Here is a 14,358-nt window from a genome sequence, read left to right as displayed (position 1 = left end):
CGCCATGGCGCGGCACTGGGGCAGCACTGAGGCCGCACCGGGGCAGTGATTGGGCAGCAACAGGGCGCGGCCACCGCCCCGCCGCTCTGAAGCCCCCGCTCTGATCAACCCAGCACAAAGCCCTCCAACAGCGCGGCAAAGGCCTGTGGCTGCTCCACCGCACTCAAATGGGCGGCATTCAGGCTTTTCAGCTGCGCACCCGGAATGGCTTGCGCGATCGCCTCGGACAAGGCCGGAGGCGTGGCCTCATCGCGCTCGCCCGCGATGACGAGGGTGGGGCAGGTGATGGTGCGATTGCCTTCATCCAAGGCGATGTCGGCGACGGCCAGACAGGCTTCGGCATACGGGCCAGGCTCGGTGCCGACCAAGACCTGACGCAGGGCCGCCACCCTTTCGCGCCCCAGGCTGTCGGAGCGGAACTCGGGCGTGAACCAGCGCTGCAGAGCGCCGTCGGCAATCGCTTCCATGCCGCAGGCCCGCACGGTGTCGACCCGGGTCTGCCACAGGGCTCTGGCCGCCTCGCCGTAGTGGCTGGCCGAGTTCGCAATGCAGACCGAGCGCACCGCGCCAGGGTGCCGCGCCGCCAGGGCCTGGGCCGTCATACCGCCCATCGAAAGGCCGACAAAATGCACCGGCCCACTGGCGTTCTGCGCGATGAACTGCGCCGCATCGTCGGCCAGGTCGTCCATGCTGAAGGGCCCCGCCAGGGCGGGCGACCGACCGTGCCCGCGGTGGTCATAGCGCAGCACGGTGAAGCGTTGTTGCAGGCATTGGGCGAGTTCGTCCCACATCGTCAGGTCGCAACCCAGCGCATGGCTCAGCACAATTTCGGGGCCGCGGCCCTGGCGGACAAAGTGAATGGATGGCATCAAGGAGTGACTGAAGAAAAATCGGGAAAGGCATCAGTGAACGAAGACGACCATAGCGCCCCCGGGGCGCTGACACCAATGAAATATCTTTGATCCACTGTTCGAAACGGTCGCTTGATGCCGCCCCCCCTTGAAGGTGTCGCAGCCCGCGCCCAGGTGGGCCACCCCCGCCGGCACGGCGCGGGCCGCCAACTCAGGTGACCAGGGTGGCCCGCAACCGGGCGGCAAACTCGCGCGCGGCCACGCTTCGCGAGGCGGAGCGCCGCCACAGCAGGCCGGCATGGCGCACCACCTCTGGCGCGGTGAGTGCCATCGCATGCAGATCGGGCATCTGCAGGGCGGCCCGCTCGGGCACGATCGTGGCCAGGGGGCCGTGCCGACACACGCCGAGCAAGGCCTCGACCGACTCCATCTCGACCCGCACCAGGGGTTCGGCACCGGCCTGCCTGAATTTCTCGTCGAGCATGCGCCGCGTGGCAAAACTGCGGGGCAGCAGGGCCATGGGCAATTGGGCCGCCCGCTGCAGGGTGATCTGCTGGCCATGGGCTTGCGGGGCGTTCTTGCGCAGCACCACCATCATGCGTTCCTCGAACAGCGGCTCGGTTTCGATCTCACCATGGCGGGTGGGGTGAAAAGCGATGCCCAGATCCAGCGCACCGCTCATCAACTGGTCCTCGATCGGGCCGGCGCGCAAATCCCGGACCTCGAGCTGCACCTTGGGGTAGCTCTCGCAGAAGGCGGCCACGGTGGCAGGCAGCACGGTATTGAGGAAGGTGGGGATGGCGCCAATGGTCAGGCGGCCCGACTGCAGGCCGCTCAGGTCGGCCAGGGCCATGCGGCCGGCCTCGATCTCCTTGAGGGCTCGCGTGGCATAAGCCCTGAATTCCGCCCCCGCCTGCGACAGCTTCAGCCCCCGCCCAAGCCGGTCGAACAAGGCGGTATCCAGCTCTTCCTCAAGCTGCCTCAAGCCGTGCGACAGCGTGGACTGGGTGACAAACAGGTTCTGCGCCGACTGCGTCAGGTGTTCGGTCTGAGCGATGTCGAGAAAGTAGCGAAGCTGCCGGATTTCCATGCGCGTGCCCCAGGTCAATCATTCGATGAGATCGAACATTTGAACATAAATACTTCATTGGAATGCTTTGAAGCCTCCTCGTAACCTTGGCCCACCTATCGCACAAAAGCACAGATCAAAGGTCATTCATGTCGAGTCGTTTCGTGGTTGAGCGCATTGAGGCGAGGATTCTGGACATCCCCACCATCCGGCCACACAAGCTGGCATTCGGTGCCATCAACCGCCAGAGTCCGGTGGTGGTGCAGCTGTGGCTGCGCAACGGCGCCTGCGGGTTCGGCGAGGCCGCCACCATTGGCGGGCCGTCGTGGAACGAAGAATCTCCGGAAAGCATCCGACACGCCATCGAAGCCTACCTGGCGCCCTGCCTGCTGGGGCAGGACGGCGCCGCCTTCGGCCAGGCGCTGGCCCGCATGGACACCTTCTGCCGCGGCAATGCTTTTGCCAAGAGCGCGGTCGAGATGGCGTTGATCGACGCCGTCAGTCGCACCCTGGCCTTGCCGGCCTACCAATTGCTGGGAGGCAAACGCCACGCCAGCCTGCCGCTGGCCTGGACGCTGGCCAGCGGGGATGTGCGCAAGGACCTCGAAGAGGCCCAACGGCGCCTGGAACAACGGCGTCACCGCATCTTCAAGATGAAGATCGGGGCGCGCAGCCCGGCGGAAGATGTGGCCCACGTCAGCCAGATCGCCCGCGGCCTGGAAGGCCAGGCCACGCTGACGGTCGACGTCAATCAGGCCTGGGACGGCAGCACGGCCAGGCGCTTCCTGCCGCAGCTGATCGACGCCGGTGTGACCCTGATCGAGCAGCCGGTGGCCAAGTGGAATCGGGAAGCCCTCAAGGTGCTGAGCGCTTCGCTGGGTTCGCGGGCCTGCATCATGGCCGACGAGTCGGTGTGCACCCCCCAGGATGCGATGGCACTGGCACGCGATCAGGCCAGCCAGGTGTTTTCTCTGAAGGTGGCCAAGCATGGCGGCCTGTTGCGCACGCTTCAGGTGGCCGCGGTCGCAGAAGCCGCCGACATCGGCTGGTATGGCGGCACCATGCTGGAGACCTCGATCGGCAGCGCCGCCTCCGCCCATGTCTTTGCCACCCTCGGCGACCAGCACCATGGCTGCGAGCTCTTCGGCCCTCAATTGCTGGTGGACGACATCGTGACTGAACGCATGCCCATCATCGACTTTGAACTGCAACTGCCCGATGGGCCCGGCTTCGGTGTCGAAGTCGACCTGGGCCAACTTGAACGATTCGACCGTGCACGCACGGGCCTGAATGCCGTGCACATCGACCTGGGCCAACGCCCCCACCCCTGAGGAGACAAAACATGCTGTACCTGGTCCGCATGGACGTGAACCTGCCCGCCGACCTGCCCCCTGCGCAGGCCGACGCCATCAAGACCCGAGAGAAGGCCTACTCGCAAGAGCTGCAGCGCGATGGGCGCTGGCGTCATCTCTGGCGCGTGGTGGGCGAGTATGCGAACTACAGCGTCTTTGACGTGGCGTCCAACGACGAGCTGCACACCCTGCTGTCGCAACTGCCGCTGTTCCCGTACATGAAGATCTCGGTCACCCCACTGGCGCAACACCCTTCGGCCATCGCCTGAGCCCTGGCCTCTACCCCTTCCCCCAACCTACGGAGACAAAAATGAGCACCTCAAAAAATGAATTCACCCAGCAAAGTCTGCTGGAGCGCGTCAACAGCGTGAAGATGGCCGAGGGCAACCCGCGCGCCCGCGCCATCGTGGCCCGCATCGTGAGCGACCTGTTCAAGACGATTGACGAGCTGGACGTGTCGCCTGACGAGTTCTGGGCCGCCGCCGATTGGCTGAGCCGCCTGGGGGCCTCGGGCCAGATCGGTCTGATCACCGCCGGCCTGGGCTTTGATCGCCTGCTGGACATCCGCATGGATGAGGCCGATGCCAAAGCCGGCATCGCGGCCGGCACGCCGCGCGCCATCGAAGGGCCGCTGTACGTTGCAGGCGCCCCGCTGTTCCAAGGCGAGGCCGTGCTCGACGACGACAGCGACACCCGTGGCACCGGCAAGGTGCTGGTCATGGAGGGCCGGGTGCTGGACCACGCCGGTCAGCCTGTGGCCCACGCCATCATGGATGCCTGGCATGCCAACAAGAGCGGCGGTTACTCGCACTTCTTCCCGGGCCTCAAAGAGTTCGAACTGCGTCGCAAGATCGAAACCGATGCCCAAGGCAACTACCGCTTCCGCACCACGCTGCCGCCGGGCTATGCGATCCCACCGAACAGCCCGACCTCCGAGCTGTTCGAAGTGCTGGGCCGCCATGGCCACCGCCCGGCCCACATCCACTTCCACATCGTCAAGGAAGGGCATCGCACCCTGACGACCCAGATCAACATCCCGGGCGACACCTACATCGATGACGACTTTGCCTTTGCCACCCGCGACGGCCTGGTGCTGAAGATCGAACACGACGTTGCCCCGGCCGGCTACGAATCCCTGGGCGTGGGGGCTCCGTTTGAGCGCGCCCGATTCGACTTCGTGATGCAGCAAGCCGTCACGGAACGCGACACCGATCCGCGCACCCGGATCGCGCGCGCCGTCGGGGCCTGATCTCGGGGGCCTGATCTCGGGCCCTTCCGGGGCAGAACCCATCAAACACCCCCACACCAGGGCGGCCACGCAATGACTGCGGGCCGCCCTTTTCCATTTGGCACGCCCCAGGGCCGGTGGCTGATCGATGCGGTGCCGTGCCTGGGGCACGCCGAGCTTGAACGCCTGATCGGCGGCCTGCCGCAGCTGCGGGCAAGCTGCGGCGCTGACACGCTGATGGGCTGATGGGCTGTTGCGCGCGTCCATCTGATCGCCGGGCCGGTCGCCTGCACGCGGCAACTGGATAAAGAACGCGCGAAATGTGGATAGCTGATTCCGGGCGGGCTGGGCCTAATCGAGTTCATCGATCCACCCCACAGGAATTGCCCATGAATACCTCACGCAGCCCCCAGCAATGGCGCGACTTCATCGACGGCTGTCTGGACTTCAGACCCGAAGACGAGGTCTACCGAGTCCGTCGCTCGATGTTCACCGAGCCCGAGCTGTTCGATCTCGAAATGGAGTTGATCTTCGAGAAGACCTGGATCTATGCCTGCCACGAAAGCGAGATCCGTCAGCCCAATGACTTCATCACCCTGAACGCGGGTCGCCAACCCCTGATCGTGACCCGCGACGCGCAGGGCGAGCTGCACGCCCTGGTCAACGCCTGCGCCCATCGGGGCACCACGCTGACACGGGTTTGCAAGGGGCGGCAGGCCGCCTTCACCTGCCCCTTCCACGCCTGGACCTACAAGCCCGACGGGCGCCTGATCAAGGTGAAGGCCCCCGGCGAATACGGCCCGGGCTTCGACCTGCATCAGCATGGCTTGAAGAAGGCCCAGGTCGCGAGCTACAAGGGCTTTGTGTTCGTCAACCTCGATCTGACCACCCGCCTGAGCCTGGAAGACTACCTGGGCGACGCCAAGGTGTTTCTGGACCTGATGGTGGAGCAGTCTCCGACCGGCGAGCTCGAAGTGCTGCCCGGGCGCTCCACCTACACCTTTGACGGTAACTGGAAGCTGCAGACCGAGAACGGCCTGGACGGCTACCACGTCAGCACCGTGCACTACAACTACGTGGCCACGGTGGTGCACCGGCACGAGCTTGACAGCGCTCAGGGCAACACCGACTTCAAGACCCTGGACTACCGCAAGCTCGGTGCCGGCGACGCCACCACCGACGACGGCTGGTTCTCGTTCAAGCACGGGCACTCGGTGCTCTTCAGCGAAATGCCCAACCCCGAAGTGCGCCCCGGCTATGCCAGCGTGATGCCCCGGGCGCAGGCCGAATACGGCACCGAAAGAGCGCACTGGATGATGCACCGCCTGCGCAACCTCAACCTGTACCCCAGCCTGTTCTTCATGGACCAGATCAGTTCGCAACTGCGCATCATCCGCCCGGTGGCCTGGAACAAGACCGAAATCATCAGCCAGTGCATTGGCGTGAAGGGCGAGTCGGCCGCGGATCGCGAAAACCGCATCCGCCAGTTCGAAGACTTCTTCAATGTCAGCGGCATGGGCACGCCTGACGACCTGGTCGAGTTCCGCGAAGCGCAACGCGGCTTCCAGGGCCGTGCCGAGCCCTGGAACGACATTTCACGGGGCTGCCAGGCCTGGACGCGCGAACAGACCGGCAACGCCAGGAGCCTGGGCATCCAGCCTGTGCTCACCGGCACCGAGATCACCCACGAGGGCCTGTTCGTGAACCAGCACAGCGCCTGGCGCCAGCTGATGCTGGACGGACTGGCCAAGCAGGCATCCGCCCAGAAGGAGGTGCAAGCATGAACACCCTCGAGCTGCAACACGCTGTCGAACAATTCCTGTATGCCCAGGCTGAGCTGTGCGATCGCCAGCAGTGGGATGAGTACCTGGCCTGCTTCGACCCGACGGCCGAATTCCATGTGCCGCAATGGGACTCGGAGCACGTGGCGACCACCGATCCGAAGCGTGAGATGTCGATGATCTACTACGCCACCCGGGGCGGCCTGGAAGACCGCATCTTCCGTCTGCGCACCGGCAAATCGGCCGCCAGCCAACCCATGCCGCGCACGCTTCACCAGATCAGCAATGTGCGCATCCAGGACCGCGGTCAGGGGCTGCTTCAGGTCGGTGCCAAATGGAACACGCATTACACCCGCCACGGCCAGGCCGACTGCTACTTCGGCGAAGTGAGCTACGAGCTGCGCCAGCTTGACGCCGGCTTCAGCATCCTGCGCAAGCATGTGCTGCTGCTCAATGATCGGATCAATGCGGTGCTGGACTTCTACCACCTGTGATCAAGGGCGAGACCATGGAACATCAGATTGGCCTTCGCTTTGACGACGGTGCCACACGCTTCATCCAGGTGCGCTCGGGCGAGACCTTGGCGGACGCCTCCATCCGCCAGGGGGTGCGCTTCCCGGTGGATTGCCGCGAGGGTGCCTGCGGCACCTGCCGTTGCAAGGTGGAATCTGGCAGCTACGACCCGGGGGACTGCGCCGAAGATGCGTTGACCACCGCAGACGCCCGACTCGGCTGGGCCCTAGGTTGCCAGATGCGCCCCCGTTCCAGCGGTGTCGTGCACGTGCCCGTCGACGCATCGGCCTGCCTGCACAAGCCGCTTGAGCAGACCGTGCGAATCGGCGCACTGAGGCGCCTGGGCCCGCGCATGGTCTCGTTGACGCTGGAGCACCCGGATCTGATGGCCTTGCGCTTTCTGCCCGGCCAGTACCTGCGCCTGTGGCTGCCCGACGGCAGCGCCAGCCGCGCATACTCCTTCAGCTCGCTGGTGCGCGAACCCGGCCAGGTCGACTTGCTGGTGCGCCTGTTGCCGGACGGGCGCATGAGCCAGTGGTTGAGCGATACGGCGCAGGTGGGCGACCCCCTGAAGCTGACGGCCCCCTATGGCAGCTTCTACCTGCGCCCCCCGCAGCGGCCCTTGCTGATGCTGGCCGGTGGCACGGGCCTGGGCCCGATGCTGGCCATGCTGGAGCTGCTGGCCCAGGCGCCGGACAAGGTGCCGCCCTGCCACCTGGTGCTGGGCCTGGCCGACGACAAGGACCTGCCCGTGCTGGACCTGCTGACCCCCTTGAAAGCGCGATTGCCGCAACTGACGCTCACTGTGTGCGTGTCGGATCCGCAATCCACGCAGGGCTTGCGCGGGCATCTGGTCACGCATCTGCAGCCGACCCTGCTGAACCAGGGCGATGTGGACATGTATGTCTGCGGTCCGCCACCAATGGTGCAGGCCCTGAACGACTGGCTGGCCACCGCACCGTGCCAACCAGCCGGTTTTCACATCGAGCGCTTCACGCCGGGTGCCTGACCCCCAGAAGCCCTGCTGCCCTGCATTGCACCAAGGCCTGTTTGCCCCCTATAGTGAAAGCGCCTGGCAACGCTGGGCGCGGACGGTCCGTCAACCGGTATGTTCTGCATGAACCCCATGGCTGCAAAAGAAAAATCCGGCGGCACCGACCTGGCCAAGAACGCGCCCGGCCTGATGGCCACGGTCGAGGAGTTGCTGCTGCTGGTCGAAGTGGTGGAGTCCGGGGGTTACCGGGCCGCCAGCGAGCGCACCGGCATCCCGCTGTCCAGCATGAGCCGGCGCGTGGCGGCACTCGAAGATCGCCTGGGCGTGTGCGTGATCATGCGCAATTCGCGGCGCTTCGAAGTGACCGACATCGGTCGCCAGCTGTTTGAGCAGGGCCTCAAGATCCGCGAGGCGGCCCATGCGGCGGTCTCGGTGGCGCAGGACAACGCCAAGGAGCCGGCCGGGGATCTGCGCATTGCCTGCCCCATGGCGCTGTCGACGCTGCTGGTGTGCTCGGTGGCCGTCAAGTTCGGGTGCCAGTACCCACGCGTGCGCCTGTTCCTGAGCACCACCCGGGGCACGCCTGAGGCCTTGGCGCAGAACTTCGACATCGTGATCCACCCCAGCGCCCAGGGGCTACCCGACTCGGACGTGGTAGCCCAGCAATTGATCCAGGCGCCCTATGGCCTGTATGCATCGCCTCAGCTGCTGCAGGGCCGGGAAACAAGTGACGAACCCTCGGCCTTGGCCGGGCTGGAGTCGATCGGCTGGAACTCGGGCGAATCCCAGACTTGCTGGACCGTGCAAGACCCGCAAGGCCGCACCGAGGAACTGCGCCTGTCCGTGCGCTTCGTGACCGACAACCTGCTGGCCGTCAAGGAGGCAGCTGTCGCGGGCCTGGGCATCACCCGGCTGCCGACGGCACTCGCGGCGGCCTGCGTGGCAGAAGGCAGCCTGCGCCAGGTGCTGCCGCGGTGGTCACTGGCGCCCATGACCATCTATGCGCTGTACCCTTCGCGACGTCGGCTCAGCCTGGCAGGACAGGAGTTCCTGAAGTGGGCCAAACCGGCCTTGCAGGCGCTGGTGGACAGCCGCACGGAATCCCTGATTTGAGCTGGGTCAGGCCTCAGGTTTTGGCCCGGTGCCGTTCCGCCGTGGCCGATGGTGACTCGCCAAACGTCTCGCGGTAAGCCTCGGCGAAGCGGCCCAGGTGGCTGAAGCCCCAGGCCAATGCAATTTCAGAGATGTAACGCGTGGACGCGTTGCGGACAATGTCGAGGCGGGCTTGCTGCAGACGGTGTTGGCGCAGGAACTGCATTGGCGTCAGGCCCAGGTGGGTGCGGAAGTCGGCCACCATGCGCCGTGGGCTGAGGCCCTGGGCAGATACCAGGGCGTCGACGTCCACCGCCTCGCGGGCGCGCTCCATCAGAGCGTTCTTCAGGTTGTCGACATGCCGGGGCAGCACTGGCGAGCCCTGATGGGCCAGTTCGGCCGAGTAGTTGTGCGGCTGAAAACTCAGCAGACCGCGGATCAAAGAGGTCTCAACCCCTTGGGCCAGACCGTTGTAGTGCAGGAGGTTCCCGTTGTGGCCCATGTCCTCCCACAGCAATCGCACCCAGCGCCACCAGGTCAGCGCCGCCCCCTGGTCGAGCGCCATGCTGGGCTCAAAGGTGATCGGTGACAGCACCGGCCGGCCCAGCATCTGCTCCAGGGCCGTGCGCATGGCGCCGCGATCGATGGCCACCAGCAGCTTGCGGCAATCGCCGCTGATCGAAAGCTCCTGGTAGGCGGAGGGGTCGATGATCAGGCCGCGTTCGGGGTCGGAGCCGAACACCGCGCTGCCAATGCGCAGCTCCTGGTCGCCCATCAGAGGCAGGCTGATGCTGTAGCTGTCCAGGGGGCGGCTGTCATTGATGCCGATGCGCACATCGGCCCCGTATTCGATGCAGCCAATGGCCGTGGACAGGGCGCCCAGGCGGTCGCCCGCATGGACAAAACGCAGGGAACGCCCTGGCTGCACCATCAGATCATGCGGGCCACAGACCCGCCGCATCCAATCCTGAGCGCCGGACACATCGGTGAATGCGCCACACAGGCGGTGGTGCAACACGGAATTTTGCTCATTCATGTACGTTCAATTCCAGTAAGAGCATTTTCAAAATCGGGTTTCTGATGTCAACAGGCCTATCCCGCCCTATTCAAAGACACCGAGCCAAATTCGTGCCATCTGAAAATCAACCCAAGCATTCGAAAATCGCCAAAAAGCACTCGCTTACCGCACCAATTCAGCGCAGTATTTATATTTGAATGGCAGCGGACTCCAAAATCGTGCATCTCACGCCCCAAGGTGTGGCATTCACCAGCGGACAGACCCGGCTCACTCGCAATGATCAGAAGCCGGTTAACCACTGCCCCATCAGGGAATTGAAACACTGCGGCCCCAAAAAACTGGGGATTACCCGGATTGGGAACCCGGCAAAGGCCTGATTTACAGGCCGACCACGGCCATCCTCAAAGCTGGCGCGGCTTTTGGAGCCGTTGGTGAGCGTACACCAGACTGACCAGAAAAAGACTTCAAGGGCAGCTCAGTCCGTGAAAACCCCAATACAAAGCCCCAACCCAGTGCGGTGCTTTCATGCCAGATAAACGGCCCGACATCACAAGAAAATGACAAGTTTGCTTTGGGACGGAGCGTTCCACGAAACCCCATCGACGCTCGACAAATACTGAAACTATATTCAGCCGTCACCCCCAATCACAAAACAAACCATGCAATACCCTCTGAAGAAACTGACTCTGGGAATCATTACTGGCACGGCTCTTGGTGGATTATTCAGCCCCGCCCAGGCCCAATCGCAGGCTCAAATATATGGCTTGCTGGATGTCAGCGCAGGCAGCACGCAATTGGCGGGGGCCGCCAAGACGGCCGGTGTGTTCAATGGATCGATGACCACCTCGTTCTGGGGCATCAAGACCCAGGAGGATCTGGGCGGCGGCTGGGGCGCCCTCTCGCAGATGGAGTCGTTCATGCAGGTGAACAACGGCTCGGCGGGTCGCAGCAGCGCAGACCCTTACTGGGCCCGCACCGCCTGGGTGGGGCTCTCCAACCCTTGGGGTGTGCTCCAGTTGGGGCGTGCCGTGACGCCGGGCTTTCTGATGGCCATCCGACTGAACCCCTTTGGTTCGGCGTCGGGTCTGGGTCCTTTCATCATGCACACCTACCTGCCGAGCGTGACCCAGCCCTTCATGACCAGTGAAGGCGCCAGCGATTCGGCCTGGTCCAACAGCGTGGCCTTCACCAGCAGTGACATGCGCGGCTGGCGCTTCACCGTTCAAAGCGCCCTGGCCCAGGGTGGCACCACAGGAAAGCGCAACACAGCGGGCCTGAGCTACACCCACGGTGCGTTCTATGGTGGGGTGGTCTACGAGAAGATGGACCAGATGAGCATGAACTGGGGTGCCCCTGTGGCACCGCTGGCCACCGCGGCCCGTCCGTTGATCACAGCCAGCAGCGTGCAGAACCTCCAGACCGGGGCCAGCTACGACCTGGGGCCGGCCAAGCTGTATGCCCAGAACCTGAAATCACGCATCGACGCCGCCAGTGGGGCCGAGGCCCGTTTGAACACCTCGCAGCTCGGAACCTCCGTGCTCGCAGGCCCCGGGCGGGTGCTGTTCTCCGTGGCACGCACCGCCCAGACACAAAGCGCCAAAGCCAGCCAAGACCGCACCACGGTGTCGTTGGGCTACGACCAGTGGCTGTCGAAACGCACCGACGTCTATGTGGCGCTGCTGCGTGACCGGGTCACAGGCATCAACCCCGGCACCTCGGTGCTGATCGGCATGCGGCACACCTTCTGATCTCCCTGCGTCCGGCCCTTGCGGGCCGGCCGGTTTCTCCATCACACATCACCGCCCTGCACCCATGTCTACTGTTGACCATCCCCTTGCCCACGCCCCTTGCGGTACCTTTGAAGGCTTGGCCCTGGAGGGCGTTCAGGCCTTCCGCGGCCTGCCCTACGCCCAAGCCCCTGTGGGCGCACTGCGCTTTCAGCCGCCGGCACCGCGGCCTGCAGGCACCCTGCCCGCACGGGCCTGCGCCGCGGGCGCCATCTCGCTGCAAGCGCCCTCCCGCCTCAGCCGGGTCATGGGTGACTTTCAGAGCCCGGCCTCCGAAGACTGCCTGCGCCTGAGCGTGTGGACCCCGGCGGCCGATGGCAAACGGCGCCCAGTGATGATCTGGCTGCATGGCGGCGCCTTCATGACGGGGGCAGGCGACCTGCCCTGGTACGACGGGGCCCGTCTGGCCCGCGAAGGCGACATCGTGGTGGTGGGTGTGAACTACCGCCTGGGCGCCCTGGGCTTTCTGTGCGGCCCCGGCGTCTCACCCGGCAACCTGGGCTTGATGGACCAGGCCCTGGCGGTGTCGTGGGTGAAGGACAACATCGCGGCCTTTGGCGGAGACCCCGAACATCTGACGCTGATGGGGCAATCGGCTGGCGGGCTATCCATCGCCCTGCTGTTGTGTGCCTACCCCCAGTTGCCGATACAGCGCGCCATCATGATGAGTGCCCCCCTGGGCCTGGAACTGGGTACGCCCCAGGACGCAGCGCCCATGGCTGCGGCCTATGCGCGGTCGCTTGAACCCTTTCGGCTGCAGTCGGACTTGCAGCCCGGCCAGCTGATGGCGGCGCAGGGTGCTGCAGCCCAATTCTTCATCGAGAACCAGGCCAAGGCGGGCGATGTAGCACCCCCATTTGTTCCGGTGGCCGATGGCGCCCTCCTGCCCACACTGTCCGGGCTCCAGGCTGCGCTGGCGCAAGCAGCCACCCGGGTCGACGTGATGATCGGCACCACGCGCGATGAATCAACGGCGTTCTTTGCGCGCGGCCAGCACGACGCCATGACCCAGCACGTGTTTGAAGCACCGTCCCTGCTGTGGGCACGCCAGGCAGCCGAAGCCGGGCGTGGGGCCTACGTCTACCGCTTCGACCACACCCCCGGCGGTGAGACGTTGGGTGCCACGCATTGCATCGAACTGCCGTTTGTGTTCGGCAACCGCGAGGCCTTTGCGACGGCACCGATGCTGGGGGGACTGGAGGAAGAAGCGTTCGAGCAGATCTCCCGCCCGATGCGTCAGGCCTTCCTCGGCTTCATCCGCGATGGGCGCCCCGCAGCCGACACCCTGCCCGACTGGCCTGCAGTGCAAGCGGATCAGCCGATCCAACGCCTGCACTTCGCCCCCCACACGGGGCTGCAGCAGGTTGCCGGGTCGCCATGACCCCGGTGCCTGCCCACCCTGCCCCCTGACCCCCATCCCCTTCCTTCTGCGGAGTACCCATGCGCAAGATCAGCTTGCTGGCCTTCCTGACCATCCTGGTCGATGGCTTCGACACGACATCCATCGGCTTTGTCGTCCCGACCCTGGCAGCTCAATGGCAGCTTCCACTGTCGGCCTTCACCCCGGTTTTCGTGGCCACCAGCCTGGGCGCGGCCCTGGGCTATGCACTCAGTGGCCGCCTGGCCGTGAGCCTGCAGCGGCGTGACATCGTGCTCGGCGCGGTGTTTCTGTTTGCGCTGGGCTCGTGCCTGGCCGCACTGGCCGGGTCGGTGCCCGTTCTGGCCGCCATACGGCTGCTGTCGGGGATCGGTCTGGGCGCGGCCATCCCGGCGGTCGTGTCGCTGGCCGTGGACGGCACGGCACCTGAGCGCAGAGAATCCGTGACGGTGGGCGTCACGTCCGGCCTGTCCCTGGGCGCTGCGCTGGGGGGCGCCATCGGCGGCAAACTGATCCTGAGTTGGGGTTGGGGCTCGGTGTTCATGCTGGGCGGCATCGCCCCCTTTCTGCTGCTGCCAGCGCTCTGGGCGCACCTGCCCGCAGATGCCCCGACCTCGGCCGGCTCTGCGGGGCACCCCCACGCCGCGCGACTCAGCGCCTTGTTCGGAGCGGGCCTGGCGCCCCAGACGCTGCTGCTGTGGGCGTTTTCATTTTTGATTTTCACGGCCGTCTATGCCTTGACCTTCTGGGTTCCGTCCATGCTCCATCGCTTGGGCTTTGACACCTCGGGCGTGGCCTTCGGCTCGGCGGCCATGGGCATCGGTGGCGTGGTGGCCGCACTGGGCTTGATCCCGCTGAGCTTTCGCTTCCATGTGCGCAAGATCCTGCTGGCCTGCTCGCTGCTGGGCGCCGTCGCCTTGGTGATGGCCTGGTCTCAGGCCGCAACGCCAGGCCTGCTTCTGGCCTTGATCGTGGTGGTGGGCACCTGCCTGATTGCGGGCACCATCGGACAGGTCGCGCTGGCGGTGAGCCTGTATCCCCCGGCCCTGCGCACGGCAGGGATTGGGTGGAGTGCGGCCATCGGCCGCCTGGGATCAGTGCTGGGCCCGGGCCTGATGGGCGCCTTTGTGGCCAGCGAACTGCCCGCCCCGCAGTGGTTGCTGCTGCCGGTGGCCCCCATTCTGCTGGCTGCTGTGGCCCTTTGGGTGGCCCAAAGAATGACCTCCCGCACGCCGGGCGGTCTTGGCCGGTCCTGAGTGAAACGAATGCCTCCTCCCCATGGCCGTCTTGCCATT

At 65.4% G+C, this 14,358-nt stretch carries 13 protein-coding genes; 10 read left to right on the top strand and 3 right to left on the bottom strand.

Going from position 1 to position 14,358, the window contains the following annotated elements; genetic code table 11:
• Positions 1 to 104: 104 nt before the first annotated feature.
• On the bottom strand, positions 105 to 869 hold the full coding sequence (locus tag AC3WUT_RS13090; RefSeq protein ID WP_492347506.1) for an alpha/beta fold hydrolase: 765 nt from the start codon (positions 867 to 869) through the stop codon (positions 105 to 107).
• 193 nt (positions 870 to 1,062) lie between these two features.
• Entirely contained in the window at positions 1,063 to 1,941 is an 879-nt protein-coding gene (locus tag AC3WUT_RS13085) for a LysR substrate-binding domain-containing protein (RefSeq protein WP_279215167.1), read from the bottom strand.
• Between the two features lie 128 nt (positions 1,942 to 2,069).
• Between AC3WUT_RS13085 and AC3WUT_RS13080 the strand changes: the two genes are divergently transcribed.
• From AC3WUT_RS13080 to AC3WUT_RS13050, 7 genes are all read left to right on the top strand, one after another.
• Entirely contained in the window at positions 2,070 to 3,251 is a 1,182-nt protein-coding gene (locus AC3WUT_RS13080) for a muconate cycloisomerase family protein (RefSeq protein ID WP_279215180.1), read from the top strand.
• An 11-nt stretch (positions 3,252 to 3,262) separates the two neighbouring features.
• Complete coding sequence (catC, locus tag AC3WUT_RS13075; RefSeq protein WP_279215169.1) at positions 3,263 to 3,541, top strand: muconolactone Delta-isomerase; 279 nt, start codon at positions 3,263 to 3,265, stop codon at positions 3,539 to 3,541.
• A gap of 41 nt (positions 3,542 to 3,582) precedes the next feature.
• Positions 3,583 to 4,521 carry a dioxygenase family protein gene (locus tag AC3WUT_RS13070; protein ID WP_279215171.1) on the top strand — a complete coding sequence of 313 codons (939 nt, stop codon included), beginning with the start codon at positions 3,583 to 3,585 and terminating at the stop codon, positions 4,519 to 4,521.
• A 368-nt stretch (positions 4,522 to 4,889) separates the two neighbouring features.
• Complete coding sequence (gene antA / locus AC3WUT_RS13065) at positions 4,890 to 6,284, top strand: anthranilate 1,2-dioxygenase large subunit (RefSeq protein WP_492347505.1); 1,395 nt, start codon at positions 4,890 to 4,892, stop codon at positions 6,282 to 6,284.
• Positions 6,281 to 6,775, top strand: coding sequence for an anthranilate 1,2-dioxygenase small subunit (antB, locus tag AC3WUT_RS13060; RefSeq protein ID WP_279215175.1), 495 nt, complete (start codon positions 6,281 to 6,283; stop codon positions 6,773 to 6,775). The genes antA and antB overlap by 4 nt, the downstream gene beginning before the upstream one ends.
• 14 nt (positions 6,776 to 6,789) lie before the next feature.
• Entirely contained in the window at positions 6,790 to 7,803 is a 1,014-nt protein-coding gene (locus AC3WUT_RS13055) for a 2Fe-2S iron-sulfur cluster-binding protein (RefSeq protein ID WP_492347504.1), read from the top strand.
• A gap of 117 nt (positions 7,804 to 7,920) precedes the next feature.
• On the top strand, positions 7,921 to 8,901 hold the full coding sequence (locus AC3WUT_RS13050) for a LysR substrate-binding domain-containing protein (protein ID WP_492347503.1): 981 nt from the start codon (positions 7,921 to 7,923) through the stop codon (positions 8,899 to 8,901).
• Positions 8,902 to 8,914: 13 nt separating this feature from the next.
• Here AC3WUT_RS13050 and AC3WUT_RS13045 read toward each other — a convergent pair whose 3' ends face one another.
• Positions 8,915 to 9,916, bottom strand: a complete 1,002-nt coding sequence (locus AC3WUT_RS13045; protein WP_492347502.1) for an AraC family transcriptional regulator — start codon at positions 9,914 to 9,916, stop codon at positions 8,915 to 8,917.
• A 641-nt stretch (positions 9,917 to 10,557) separates the two neighbouring features.
• On the opposite strand from AC3WUT_RS13045, the gene AC3WUT_RS13040 reads away from it, so the two are divergent.
• The 3 genes from AC3WUT_RS13040 to AC3WUT_RS13030 all read left to right on the top strand — a co-directional run bounded on the left by AC3WUT_RS13040 (position 10,558) and on the right by AC3WUT_RS13030 (position 14,319).
• Positions 10,558 to 11,646, top strand: a complete 1,089-nt coding sequence (locus AC3WUT_RS13040; RefSeq protein ID WP_492347501.1) for a porin — start codon at positions 10,558 to 10,560, stop codon at positions 11,644 to 11,646.
• A 64-nt stretch (positions 11,647 to 11,710) separates the two neighbouring features.
• Positions 11,711 to 13,066, top strand: coding sequence for a carboxylesterase family protein (locus AC3WUT_RS13035; protein WP_492347500.1), 1,356 nt, complete (start codon positions 11,711 to 11,713; stop codon positions 13,064 to 13,066).
• A 59-nt stretch (positions 13,067 to 13,125) separates the two neighbouring features.
• Positions 13,126 to 14,319 carry an MFS transporter gene (locus AC3WUT_RS13030; RefSeq protein ID WP_492347499.1) on the top strand — a complete coding sequence of 398 codons (1,194 nt, stop codon included), beginning with the start codon at positions 13,126 to 13,128 and terminating at the stop codon, positions 14,317 to 14,319.
• The last annotated feature ends 39 nt before the right edge of the window (positions 14,320 to 14,358 follow it).

It is taken from the genome of Curvibacter sp. EU05-FHT14A10 (genome assembly GCF_058791075.1).
The sequence above is the reverse complement of the archived record's forward strand: the minus strand, read 5'-3'. Positions and strand labels throughout refer to the sequence as shown.